Below are 12,338 nucleotides of genomic sequence, written 5' to 3'. Positions count from 1 at the left end.
CGAGGCGGATCCTAGGGCTCCGGCACTACGTCGATCCGGCACTACGTCGATCTTCGTCAGGCGGCGTGCCCGGCGGCGTCGCGCTTGGCCACCTCGGCGCGGACCAGCGGGATCACCTCCCGGCCGAACTCCTTCGCGTCCTCGAGCAGGTCGTAGCCGCGGGCGGAGAGGATCCGCACCCCGAGGTCGTAGTAGTCCAGCAGCGCCGCGGCCACGGTCTCGGGCGTGCCGACGAGCGCGGTGGAGTTGCCCGCGCCGCCCGTGGCCTGCGCGGTGACCGTCCACAGGGCCCGGTCGTGGCGCTCGCCCTGCTCCGCGGCCGCGAGCAGGCGCTGGGAGCCCGTGTTCTCCGGGTCGGTGAGCTTGTGGCGGCGGGTGAGCGGGGCCGCGCCGCCCTGGGTGCGCTCCCGGATCGCGGCGACCGTGGCGTACGCCTTCTCCCAGGCCTCCTCCTCGGTGCGGCCGAGGATCGGGCGGAACGCCACCTGGAACGTGGGCGCCGGGCGCCCCGCCGCCTGCGCCAGCTGCGTGATCGTGGCGATCTGCTCGGCGGTGGAGGCGAGCGGCTCGCCCCAGAGCGCGTAGATGTCCGCCTCCTCCGCCCCGACGCGGTAGGCGGCCGCCGACGAGCCGCCGAAGGAGATCAGCGGCCGCGGCTGCTGGGCGGGCTCCACGTCGAGCACGAAGTCGGTGAAGTCGTAGTGGTCGCCGTGGAAGTCGAACGGCTCGCGCGACGTCCACGCCTTCTTGAAGACTTGGATGGCCTCGCGGGTGCGGTCGTAGCGGCGGTCCTTGGGCAGGGTGTCGCCCTCGCGCTGCTGCTCGTGGTCGTTGCCGCCGGTGATGACGTGCAACGTGAGCCTGCCGCCGCTCATCTGGTCGAGCGTGGCCACGGTCTTCGCGGTGAACGTCGGGTAGGAGACGTTCGGTCGGTGGGCGAGCAGCAGTTGCAGGCGCTCGGTGTGGTCGGCGATGTAGGCGGCCGCCTGCGCGGGGTCCGGGCTGCCGGAGCCGTACGCGGTGAGGACGCGGTCCCAGCCGGTCTCCTCGTGCGCGCGGGCCAGCGCGAGGGTGAACTCCTTGTCGAACGCGGGACCGGACCGCGGGTGGGTCTCGGTGCCGTCGTGGGTGGCTCCCATGCCGAGGAACTCGACGGGCATGTGTGTGCTCCTGTCCGGTTGTGGGGGGACGTGTCGGGTCAGGAGCCCGGACACACCGCCGACCACACGCGGCCGAAGTCGACGTGCGCGCGACTCACCAGCGGAACCCGGATGGACACCCCTCCACTCCAGCACCGGGAGGTGGGGACGTCAACCACTCGCCCCCGGCCCGGGCGCCGCCTACAGTCGGGGCGTGGGTACGGGGCTCTCGCGGCGGTGGCACGTGGACCTGTGCCGCACCAGCGCCGCCCTCTGACGCGGACGCACGGATCACCTCCGTTCGTCTCCCGAGAGGAAAACCCATGGCTCCCGCAGACGCGGTGGCGATCGTCGGAGCAGGTCCGCGGGGCGCCGGCATCCTCGAGCGCATGGCCGCCAGCGCGCCCGAGCTGCATCCCGGCGGGCTGCACGTGCACCTCATCGACCCCTACCCCGCGGGTGCGGGGCGGATCTGGCGGCACGACCAGTCGCCGCTGCTGGCGATGAACTCGATGGCCGCCGACGTCACGATCTTCACCGACGACTCCGTCGACTGCGCAGGCCCGATCCGTCCGGGCCCCTCGTTCTGGGACTGGGCGCAGGACCTGCGCGCGCACGGCGACCCCGACGCGCTGGGCCCCGCGCTCGCGGCCGAGATGCGGGCCGTCACCGCCTCGACGTTCCCCAGCAGGCGGTTGCAGAGCGCCTACCTGGCCCGGGTCCTGCGCGAGGTGATCGCCGGTCTGCCCCGCGGGATGCGGGCGCAGATCCACCGGACGCGGGCCATCGGGATCACCGAGGACGGCTCGGCGCAGGTCGTGCACCTCGAGGACGGCGCGGCGCTGCGCGTCGACGCGGTGGTGCTCGCCTCCGGCCACCTCGACGCCGGCCCCACCGACGAGGAGCGCGCCCTGGCCGCCCGCGCCGGCGGGCTCGGGCTGCGCTACCTGCCCCCGGAGCAGACCACCGACTCCGACCTGTCGGTGCTCCGCCCCGGCGAGAGGGTGCTCGTGCGCGGGATGGGGCTGGCGTTCGTGGACCTCCTCGTGCTGCTCTTCGAAGGCCGCGGCGGCCGCTTCGAGCCGGAGGAGCCCGACGACCCGGACGGGTCGCTGCGCTACGTGCCCTCCGGTGCCGAGCCGCGACTGGTGGCCGGGTCGCCGCGGGGCATGCCCTACCACTCCAAGCCCCACTACGCCCTGCGCGCGGGCCGCCCACCGCTGCCGCGGTTCTTCGGCGCGCAGGCCGTGGACGCGCTGATCGGGTCGGGCGAGCCCGTCGACCTGGCGCGGCAGGCCTGGCCGCTGATGGCCAAGGAGATCGCCTGGGGCTGGTACCACGAGCTGTTCCTGGGACACCCGGACCGCGTCCGGCTGCCGTGGGCCGGGTTCGCCGCGCGGTACGCGCAGCTCGGCTGGGAGACGCCGGAGATGGCCGCGCTGATCGCCGCGGCCGTGCCCGACCCGGTCGACCGCATCGACTTCGCCGCGCTCGACCGACCTCTCGACGGCGTGCGCGCGCCCGACCTGGCCGCGCTGCAGCCACTCGTCCGCGAGCGGATCGCCGAGGACCTGCGCCAGCACCTCGACCCGGCGCACACCCCGCACCTCGGGGCGTTCGCCGCGATGCTCTCGGTGTACGCGCAGACGACACGGTTGGCGGGTTCCGGGGCGCTGTCCGCCCGGTCGCGCGCGTTCGACCTCGCCCGCTGGCAGAGCTTCTTCAACGGCGTGGCCAGCGGGCCCCCGGGTTTCCGGGTGCGGGAGCTGCTCGCGCTCTCCCGCGCGGGGTTCGTCGAGTTCCTCGGCGCCGGAATGTGGGTGGACGTCGGCGACGGCGCGTTCCGGGCCGGGAGCGCGACGCTCGAGGGCGCCGCCCCCGTCACCGCGACCGCACTGGTCGACGCCCGGCTTCCCGACGCCAGCGCCGCCCGCACCGTCGACCCGCTGCTCGCGAGCCTGCTGCGCGAGGGGGCGGTCAGCGAGGACGTGCTCGTCGCCGACGACGGCACGGTCCTGCGCAACACCGGGCTGATCCGCGTGCGGCCCGCCGACGGGGCGCTCGTCGACGCGTCCGGCGCGGTGCACCCGCGCCGGTTCGCGGTCGGGCCGCACACCGCGGTGAAGGTGGCAGGCGCCTTCACCCGGCCCGGCATGAACGCGCAGAGCCTGCGCTACAACGACGCCGTCGCCCGCGCGGTCCTGCAGTGCCTGCCCGGTGCCGCGTCCGGCGCGTCCGCCGCGTGATCCCCGCTCAGGGGGAATCTGCGGCCATGCCGCGCCAGAGCAGGTCGACGAGGCTCTCGGTCTGGCGTCGCCAGTCGCCGTCCGGGTCGAGGAACATCAGGCCGCCGAGCCCGCGCAGTACCGTCTCGGGATCCAGGTCGGATCGCACGGTGCCGGCTCGGACGTTCGCCTCCACCAGCGCGGTCGCCGACCCGGCCATGGCCCGGTAGGCGTCGGCCGCCACGTCCCCCGGTGCGGAGGTGCTCGCCTTCTGCAGCGCGCCCGCAAGGCCCCGCTTGGTCATCATGTACCGCGCCAGGTGGCCGGTCACCCACGTGCGGAACGCCTTCTCCGGGTGGTGCTCCTGCAGCAGGCACGGCACGACCTCGACGAGGTGGCGCACCTCGCGCCGGTAGACCGCGAGGACGAGGGCGTCCTGCGTGGGGAAGTGCCGGTAGACGGTGCCGACACCGACACCGGCCTTCTTCGCGATGGTGTTGAAGGACATCTCGCCGGTGGGGAGCACCTCGGCGGCGACCGCGAGGATGCGCTCGTGGTTGCGCCGGGTGTCGGCACGGCGATGGCTGACCGAACCCGTCGTCCTCACCCCTCCCGGCTCGGGTCGTGAACGATCCACGGTAATGCAGTCGGGGCGCTTGCGGGGCGAGACGTCGTTGCGAAGCGGATAATAATCCGCTAGCTTCGGGATGGCGACACGTTCCCACCCACCACCACGACCCGCCCCGACCGTCCTCGGTGCGCGGGTCAGCGGGAAAGAGAGCCTGTGGACATCTCGATCGAAGTCAACGGTAGACCCGAGAAGCTGAGCGTCGACCCAGGTGTGACCCTCCTGGACGCGCTCCGCGAGCGCCTCGACGTCACCGGTCCGAAGAAGGGCTGCGACCGCGGGCAGTGCGGCGCCTGCACGGTGCACGTCGGCGGCCGGCCGGTGCTCTCGTGCCTGACCCTGGCCGCCACCGTCACGCAGCCGGTGACCACCGTGGAAGGCCTGGCCGACGGCGACGAGCTGCACCCCGTGCAGCAGGCGTTCGTGGACCAGGACGCCCTGCAGTGCGGCTTCTGCACGTCCGGGCAGATCATGTCGGCCGTCGCCGCCGTCGAGCAGGACGTGCCGGACGTCCGGGAGTTCATGTCCGGCAACATCTGCCGCTGCTCGGCCTACCCGAACATCGTCGCGGCCATCGAGCAGGCGAGCGAGCAGACGAGGCGGGCAGATGCGGCAGTTTGAGCTCACGGCGCCCACGACCGTCGACGAAGCCCTCGACGCGCCCGGCACGTTCCTCGCCGGCGGCACCACGCTGGTCGACCTGATGAAGCTCGACGTCCTGACCCCGCAGCGGGTCCTGGACATCAACGCCCTGCCGCTGCGCGGCATCGACACCTCCGACGGGCTGCGCATCGGCGCCCTGGAGCGGATGAGCGACGTCGCCGCCCGCCCCGGCGTGTACCCGGTGATCTCGCGGGCGCTCCTGCTCAGCGCGTCCCAGCAGCTGCGCAACATGGCCAGCATCGGCGGCAACCTGATGCAGCGCACCCGCTGCAGCTACTTCCGCGACGTCGCCACGCCGTGCAACCGCCGCGATCCCGGCAGCGGCTGCTCGGCGATCGAGGGCGCCAACCGGATGCACGCGGTGCTGGGCACCAGCGATTCCTGCGTGGCCACCCACGCCAGCGACCTGGCGGTCGCCCTCGTCGCGCTCGACGCGCAGGTCCGGCTGGTCGGCGCCGACGGGGAACGCACCGTCGCGCTGGCCGACTTCTACCGCACGCCCGGCGACACCCCCGAGATCGAGCACGACCTGCGCGCGGGCGAGCTGATCAGCGAGGTCGTGGTGCCGCGCCTGGACTGGGCCGCACGCTCCACCTACGTCAAGGTGCGGGACCGGCAGTCCTACGAGTTCGCGCTCTGCTCCGCGGCGGTCGCCCTCGACGTCCGGGACGGGCAGGTCGTCGACGCCCGGGTGGCGGTCGGCGGCGTGGCCACCGTGCCCTGGCGGCTCACGGCCGTGGAGGCGGCCCTGCGCGGGAAGCCCGCGACCCAGGCCTCCTTCGAAGAGGCCGCGGCCCTCGCGGCCGACGGAGCCCGGCCGCTGTCGGCGAACGGCTTCAAGGTGCCCCTGCTCGAGCGGACCGTCATCCGCGCGCTGCTCGAGGTCACCCGGTTCGAGACGGAAGGGGATCGCGCATGATCGGCCGGTTGGACGCCCCGCTGAAGGTCACGGGCCGGGCCAGGTACGCGCTGGACAACAACGTCCCCGGGATGGTCTTCGGGTACGTCGTGCTCAGCACCACGGCGCACGGCGAGATCACGGACATGGACGTCGCGGCGGCGCGCAGCGCGCCGGGAGTGCTCGCCGTCTACACGCCGTTCGCGCCGTTGCCGCTGACCGCGCCCGTCACGGCGATGCTGGGGCCGATCTGGGTACCGCTGCAGAGCACCGACGTCACCTACTACGGCCAGCCGATCGGCTTCGTCGTCGCGGAGACCTTCGAGCAGGCGCGAGACGCGGCAGCGCTCGTGCGGGTCACCTACGACGAGCGGCCGGCATCGACCTCGATGAGCGACGGCCTCGCCACGGCCGTGGACGCGCCGCCCTCCCTCGACGGCTCCCCGCCGGCGCTCTCCGTGCTCGCGCCCGGGGTCGAGTCCATCGAGGACGCGCTCGCGGCGAGCCCCGTGGTCGTCGACGCGACCTACACCACCGCCACGCAGAACCACGCCGCGATGGAGCCGCACTCCGCGATGGCCGTGTGGGAGTCCGGCAAGGTCACCGTCTACACCGGCAACCAGGGCTCGGACCTCGTGGCCTCGGCGCTGGCCGACGCGTTGGGCGAGGACCACGCGGCGGTCCGCGTCGTGAACCCCTTCGTCGGCGGGGCGTTCGGCGGCAAGGCCCTGTCCATCCCCGCGTTCCTGGCGGCGGCCGCCGCCCGGGAGCTCGACCGGCCCGTCAAGGCCGCGCTCACCCGGGAGCAGGTCTTCACCGCCACCGCCACCCGTCCCGCAACGGTGCAGCGCATGTCCATCGGCGCGGAGAAGGACGGGACGCTGGTGGCGCTGCGCCACGACTCGTGGTCCAGCACCCCGGCGGGCGGCGGGTTCGTCGAGCCGACCTCGCACGGCACCTCCCGGGAGTGGTACGCCACCCCGAACGTCGCCATCAGCCAGAAGATGGTGCCGCTGCACGTCCCACCCACCACGTTCATGCGGGCGCCGGGTGAGGCGCCCGGGTCGTTCGCGCTGGAGAGCGCGATCGACGAGCTGGCGGTCACGCTCGACATGGACCCGATCGAGCTGCGTCAGCGCAACAGCTCGACCGCGCCCCCCGGCAGGGACCTGCAGTGGTCGAGCAAGCACCTCGACGAGTGCTTCCGCGTGGGCGCCGCCCGGTTCCGCTGGGCGGAGCGCACCCCGCGGGGTCGCGTCGACGGCGACTGTCTCGTCGGCGTGGGCACGGCCACCGCGATGTTCCCGGCCCTGCGGTTCCCGGCGAGCGTGCGGGTGACCCTGCACGACGACGACACGGCCGAGGTGGCCACCAGCGGCGCGGACCCGGGCACCGGCCTGCTCACCGTGCTGTCCCTGATCGGTGCGGAGTCCCTCGACATCGCCCCCGAGCGGGTCACACCGCGGCTGGGCGATTCGGCGCTGCCACCGGGCGGCATGTCCGGCGGCTCGACGGCCACGGCGAGCGCGGGCTCGGCCATCATGGTCGCCGCTCCGAAGGTGATCGACGACCTGCTCGCGCTGGCGTCCGGGCCGGGAGCGCCGTTCGAGGGCGATGACGACGTCACCTACGCCGACGGTCGGGTGCTGGCCACCGACGGTCGCAGCCTGACCTTCGGCGAGGTGCTGCGGGCGGCGGGTCGCGACTCGATCGCCGCGATCGGTTCCTCGGCGGCGGGCGAGGAGCTCACGAAGCACTCGTTCAGCTCGTTCGGGGCGCAGTTCTGCGAGGTCCGGGTGCACCGGTGGACGCGCGAGGTCCGGGTGTCGCGGATGCTGGGTGTGTTCGACGCCGGTCGGATCATCAACGCGCAGGCGGCCCGCAGCCAGATCATGGGCGGCATGATCTGGGGCGTCTCGGCAGCGCTGCACGAGGGCCTGGAGATCGAGGAGAGCGGCCGCTTCGCCAACGCCGACCTCGCGGGCTACCTGCTCCCGGTGAACGCCGACATCCCCGAGGTCGACGTCGAGTTCGTCCAGTACCCGGACACCCTGCACAACCCGGTCGGGGCGCGCGGGCTGGGCGAGATCGGCGTCGTGGGGATGGCGGCGGCGGTCGCCAACGCCGTCCACAACGCCACCGGCATCCGGGTCCGGCGGATCCCGATCGCGATCGAGGACCTGCTGGAGCAGTGACGGTACGACGCTGAGGTACGCCTCGCCCCGATCACGGTGCGAAGATCGGGGCGAGGCGCGACCGGGGACACAGGTGGGGGCACGAGTGGGTCGACAGCGGGTTCTGGTCACGGCGGGCGCCGGCGGCATCGGGTGGGCGATCGCGCGAGCCTTCGTCGCGGACGGCGCGCTGGTGCACATCGCGGACGTGGACGGCGAGGCCGTCGCGGACGCGACGCGGGGCACGGACGCCGTCACCGCGACGGTCTGCGACGTCACCGACCCGGCCGGCGTCGACCGGCTCTTCGCCGATCTGCAGGAGGCCCTCGGCGGCCTCGACGTGCTGATCAACAATGTCGGCGTCGCCGGACCGACGGCGCCGGTCGAGCACTACGACCCGCGAGCCTGGGACGAAGTGGTCGCGGTCAACCTGACCGCGACGTTCGCGATCACCCAGAAGGCGATCCCGCTGCTCAGGAAGTCGCCGCGGGGGTCGATCATCGTGATGAGCTCGCTGGCCGGGCGCGTCGGCTACGCCAACCGGGTCGGCTACTCGACCACCAAGTGGGGTCTGGTCGGTTTCGCCAAGACGCTGGCCCTCGAGCTCGGCGGCGACGGGATCACCGTGAACACCATCCAACCCGGCGCGGTGGCCGGGCCGCGGATGGAGCAGGTCCTGGCCGGTCGCGCAGCGGTGTCCGGCGACAGCATCGACGTCGAGCGCGAGAAGGCGCTCGCCAACCAGTCGGTCAAGGCGTTCGTCGATCCCGCCGACATCGCCGCCCTGGCGGTCTTCCTCGCCGGCGAACACGGCCGTTGCATCTCCGGCCAGACGCTGCCCGTGGACGGGGACTCGAAAGCGGCCCAGTAGCCCGCGGTTGCCGAGTCCCGGCAATTCGCGCGGAAGTGACTCTTCGCGGTCCAGGCCCGGCGGCGCGGCCCTGAACCAGGCACAGTGGCCCACGGCGGTCGACAAGGCGCAACGACGCTGGAGGAGATGCCCCGTGAAGTGGGTCGCGTCGAGGCCGGGGGAACCGATGCACGGTGCCCCCGAGCGGCGTGTGCCGGGCGAGCACACGCTCCTCGCACCACTCCTGCTGATCGTCATCGTCGCGCTGCTGGTGGGCGGGCTCACGACCGCGGTGATCGTGGCCTCCCTCGCCGTGGGCACCGGCTGGCTGGCCGGCAGCGGCGCCACAGCGAGGGCCCGCCGGTAGTCGCACGCCTACCCACCGCAACCTGACCGTCGCACCGGTCAGGAACTCGTGCCCTCGTACCCCGACTCCCGCGTTTGCGATGTTCGCAAGTCCGCCACTAGGTTGCCGGGCAATGACCGCCACCCGTCCCGTCCCCGCCACGGACACGGACGTCGCGGCACGGGTGCGGGAGCTGCTCGCCCGTGACGGGTGGACCCAGCGCCGGTTCGCCGAGGCGATCGGGCTGGAGGAGACGAAGCTGTCCAAGTCGCTGGCCGGGCGCCGGCGCTTCCCCGCGGCGGAGCTGGTCGCGATCGCCGACGCCGCCGGCGTCACCGTCAACTGGCTGCTGCACGGCCGCGACGACGCCCGCACGCACACGGCCGTCCCGCGCGGCGCGGCCCGCACGCAGTCCCCGGGCCGTCGGGGCGCCCAGGCCCGCAGGCGGATCCTCGAGGCGGCCTGGAACCTGATCGCCGACCGCGGCTACCACCGGGTGCGCACCGCGGACGTCGCCCAGGCCTGCGGCACCAGCCCGGCGGCGATCCACTACCACTTCCCCACCCGGTCCGGGCTGCTCGACGAGGCGCTGCGGCACAATGTGAAGCTCGCCTTCGACCGGCAGGTCGCCGCGCTGGGCGAGGTCCCCGACCCGCACGCCCGGCTACTGCGGCTGATCGACCTGCAGCTGCCGTCGGGGCTGCTGCTGCGCCGCGAGTGGTCGATCTGGATCCAGGTCTGGGCGGAGACCGCGATCGACCCGGCCCGCCGCGAGCTCTACTGGGACTCCTACGACCGCTGGTACCGCAGCGTGCTGATGACCCTGGCCGACGGCGCCGACGCCGGGGTGTTCGTCCCCGGCCGCGCCGAGTCGCTCGCCCGCCAGCTCACCGCCCTGATCGACGGCCTGGGCATCCAGGTCATGGCCGCGACCCCGGGCACCAGCCCGGAGGAGATGCGCGCGGTCCTGCACGACTTCATCGACCGGGCCGTACTCCTGCGGCGCCGGAACACCCATCCTGCGACGGAGGCCGGATGAACCGTGACGCCATCATCACCTGTGCGGTGACCGGGGCCGGGAACACGGTGGGCAGGAGCCCGCACGTGCCCGTCACCCCGGCCGCGATCGCCGGCGACGCGATCGCCGCGGCCCGCGCCGGGGCCGCGGTCGTGCACATCCACGTGCGCGACCCCGAGACCGGCGACCCGTCCCGGGCGGTGTCGCTCTACCGCGAGACCGTGACCCGGATCCGGGACTCGGGCGTCGACGTCGTGCTGAACCTGACGGCGGGCATGGGCGGCGACCTCGTGATCGACGCCGAGGACCCGCTCAAGCCGATCGACGGCACCGACCTGGTGAACGCCCTGGAGCGGCTGCCGCACGTCGAGGAGCTGCTGCCCGACATCTGCACGCTCGACTGCGGCTCGCTGAACTTCGGCGAGGGCAACCAGCTCTACATCTCCACCCCGGACATGCTGCGCACCGGCGCGAAGCGGGTGCAGGAGCTGGGGGTGAAGCCGGAGCTGGAGATCTTCGACACCGGGCAGCTGCGGTTCGCCTCCCTGATGGTCGAGGAAGGCCTGATCGACGCCCCGCCGCTGTTCCAGCTGTGCATGGGCATCCCCTACGGCGCCCCGGCCGACGCGGGCGTGCTGGCCGCGATGGTCAACCTGCTCCCGGCGGGCTCGAACTTCGCGTCGTTCGCGATCGGGCGCGACCAGCTGCCGTGGGTGGCTCAGTCGATGCTGCAGGGCGGGCACGTCCGCGTCGGGCTGGAGGACAACCTGTACCTCGCCCGCGGTGTGAAGGCGACCAACGAGCAGCTCACCGAGCGCGCCGTGCAGATCGTGCAGGACCTGGGCGCCACGGTGGCCTCCCCGGACCGGGCGCGGGAGATCCTGGGCCTGAAGGAGCGTGCCGGTGCCTGAGCGTCCCGTGTCCGAGATCAGGACCGTCGCCTGCATCGGCGCCGGTGTGATCGGCGCCGGCTGGGCGGCCTACTTCCTGGCCCGCGGCCTGCGGGTGCGAGCGTGGGACCCGGCACCGGACGCCGAGGACAAGCTGCGCCGGGTGATCGACGCGGCGTGGCCCGCGCTCACCGAGCTGGGCCTGGCCGACGGCGCCGACCCGCACGCGATCGCGCTGTTCCCCACCGCGGCCGAAGCCGTCAGCGGGAGCGGGTTCGTGCAGGAGAGCGCGCCGGAGGACCTGGACCTCAAGCGCGCCCTGCTGGCGGAACTGGCCGACGCGGCGGCAGCCGCCGGTCCGGACGTCGTCGTCGCGTCGTCCACGTCGGGCTACCCGATGACCGACATGGCCACCGACGCGACCGATCCGTCCCGGCTCGTCGTCGGCCACCCGTTCAACCCGCCGTACCTGATCCCGCTGGTCGAGGTGGTCGGCGGGGAGCAGACCGCGGCGTGGGCCACCGCGCGGGCCGCGGCGTTCTACCGCCACATCGGCAAGTCGGTCATCGAGATGGACCAGGAGCTGCCAGGATTCATCGCCAACCGGCTGCAGGAAGCGATCTGGCGGGAGGCGCTGCACATGGTCGCCGCGGGCGAGGCCACCCCGGAGGAGATCGACCGCTCGATCACCGACGGCCCCGGCCTGCGCTGGCCGGTGCACGGCCCGTGCCTGACCTTCCACCTGGCAGGCGGCGAGGGCGGCATGGCGCACATGCTCGACCACTTCGGGCCGTCGTTGCAGTCGCCGTGGACACGGCTGGAAGCCCCCGAGCTGACGCGCGAGCTGCGCGACGACATGGTCGCGGGCGCCGAGGTGAGCGCGGGCGGACGGCCGATGGCCGAGCTGGTGGCCGAGCGGGACCGGGCGGTCATCGCGGTGCGGCGCGCGGTGCAGGAGGCCCGGGCGGCGGGGGCGGGCCATTCCTGAGCTGCGGCACGCCGACACCGTCCGGCCCGAGTGGATCGACTACAACGGCCACCTGTCCGAGCCCTACTACGTCCTGGTGTTCGGGAACGCGACGACCGCGCTGATGGAGCGCACCGGGATGGGCGCGGCGTACCGGGATGCCACCGGCTCCTCGCTCTACACGGTGGAGGCGCACGTCCGGTACCTGCGCGAGGTGGCCCTGGGCGCCGAGCTGCAGGTGCGCACCCGGGTCCTCGCCCGCGACGCCAAGCGGCTGCGCCTGTGGCACGAGCTGGACGCGGACGGCCGGCTCGCCGCCACCGAGGAGCTGATGTGCCTGCACGTCGGCGCGGACGGCACGCTGCCCTTCCCCGACGGCGTGGCCGCGGCACTCGACGCGCTGGCCGACCCCGACGTGGACGCACCGGAGCACGCGGGCCGGTCGATCAGCCCGCTCGGGGCCAACGGGACGGTGGTGCCCCGGCCGCCGACCTGATCCCCGATCGCCGCCCCGCGCCTGCGGGGCCCTGTTGCGAGGAG

12 protein-coding genes are annotated in these 12,338 nt (G+C 73.5%); 10 read left to right on the top strand and 2 right to left on the bottom strand.

Annotated elements, in window-relative coordinates:
• Positions 1-56: 56 nt before the first annotated feature.
• Positions 57-1,160: an LLM class flavin-dependent oxidoreductase gene (locus tag CFP66_RS25130; RefSeq protein ID WP_094927627.1), complete on the bottom strand. Its 1,104-nt coding sequence runs from the start codon at positions 1,158-1,160 to the stop codon at positions 57-59.
• Between the two features lie 302 nt (positions 1,161-1,462).
• Between CFP66_RS25130 and CFP66_RS25125 the strand changes: the two genes are divergently transcribed.
• Positions 1,463-3,385: an FAD/NAD(P)-binding domain-containing protein gene (locus CFP66_RS25125; RefSeq protein WP_094927626.1), complete on the top strand. Its 1,923-nt coding sequence runs from the start codon at positions 1,463-1,465 to the stop codon at positions 3,383-3,385.
• A 7-nt stretch (positions 3,386-3,392) separates the two neighbouring features.
• On the opposite strand, the gene CFP66_RS25120 is transcribed toward CFP66_RS25125, so the two are convergent.
• Positions 3,393-3,971: a TetR/AcrR family transcriptional regulator gene (locus CFP66_RS25120; RefSeq protein WP_094927625.1), complete on the bottom strand. Its 579-nt coding sequence runs from the start codon at positions 3,969-3,971 to the stop codon at positions 3,393-3,395.
• Positions 3,972-4,148: 177 nt separating this feature from the next.
• On the opposite strand from CFP66_RS25120, the gene CFP66_RS25115 reads away from it, so the two are divergent.
• The 9 genes from CFP66_RS25115 to CFP66_RS25075 all read left to right on the top strand — a co-directional run bounded on the left by CFP66_RS25115 (position 4,149) and on the right by CFP66_RS25075 (position 12,294).
• On the top strand, positions 4,149-4,613 hold the full coding sequence (locus tag CFP66_RS25115; protein ID WP_094927624.1) for a (2Fe-2S)-binding protein: 465 nt from the start codon (positions 4,149-4,151) through the stop codon (positions 4,611-4,613).
• Positions 4,600-5,574, top strand: coding sequence for a xanthine dehydrogenase family protein subunit M (locus CFP66_RS25110; protein ID WP_094927623.1), 975 nt, complete (start codon positions 4,600-4,602; stop codon positions 5,572-5,574). The genes CFP66_RS25115 and CFP66_RS25110 overlap by 14 nt, the downstream gene beginning before the upstream one ends.
• Positions 5,571-7,748, top strand: coding sequence for a xanthine dehydrogenase family protein molybdopterin-binding subunit (locus tag CFP66_RS25105; RefSeq protein WP_094927622.1), 2,178 nt, complete (start codon positions 5,571-5,573; stop codon positions 7,746-7,748). The genes CFP66_RS25110 and CFP66_RS25105 overlap by 4 nt, the downstream gene beginning before the upstream one ends.
• 85 nt (positions 7,749-7,833) lie before the next feature.
• Positions 7,834-8,598 (top strand): SDR family oxidoreductase, encoded by a 765-nt coding sequence (locus tag CFP66_RS25100; RefSeq protein WP_094927621.1) that lies wholly within the window; start codon positions 7,834-7,836, stop codon positions 8,596-8,598.
• A 133-nt stretch (positions 8,599-8,731) separates the two neighbouring features.
• A complete protein-coding gene (locus CFP66_RS25095) occupies positions 8,732-8,944 on the top strand; it encodes a hypothetical protein (protein WP_094927620.1) in 213 nt (70 codons plus the stop codon).
• Between the two features lie 112 nt (positions 8,945-9,056).
• Positions 9,057-9,962 carry a TetR/AcrR family transcriptional regulator gene (locus CFP66_RS25090; RefSeq protein WP_094927619.1) on the top strand — a complete coding sequence of 302 codons (906 nt, stop codon included), beginning with the start codon at positions 9,057-9,059 and terminating at the stop codon, positions 9,960-9,962.
• Positions 9,959-10,852, top strand: coding sequence for a 3-keto-5-aminohexanoate cleavage protein (locus tag CFP66_RS25085; protein WP_094927618.1), 894 nt, complete (start codon positions 9,959-9,961; stop codon positions 10,850-10,852). The genes CFP66_RS25090 and CFP66_RS25085 overlap by 4 nt, the downstream gene beginning before the upstream one ends.
• Positions 10,845-11,819: a 3-hydroxyacyl-CoA dehydrogenase NAD-binding domain-containing protein gene (locus CFP66_RS25080; RefSeq protein ID WP_094927758.1), complete on the top strand. Its 975-nt coding sequence runs from the start codon at positions 10,845-10,847 to the stop codon at positions 11,817-11,819. Before CFP66_RS25085 ends, CFP66_RS25080 begins: the two co-directional genes overlap by 8 nt.
• Positions 11,812-12,294, top strand: coding sequence for a thioesterase family protein (locus tag CFP66_RS25075; protein WP_094927617.1), 483 nt, complete (start codon positions 11,812-11,814; stop codon positions 12,292-12,294). Before CFP66_RS25080 ends, CFP66_RS25075 begins: the two co-directional genes overlap by 8 nt.
• The last annotated feature ends 44 nt before the right edge of the window (positions 12,295-12,338 follow it).

Source organism: Pseudonocardia sp. MH-G8 (genome assembly GCF_002262885.1).
Classification (GTDB): Bacteria; Actinomycetota; Actinomycetes; order Mycobacteriales; family Pseudonocardiaceae; genus Pseudonocardia.
The sequence above is the reverse complement of the archived record's forward strand: the minus strand, read 5'-3'. Positions and strand labels throughout refer to the sequence as shown.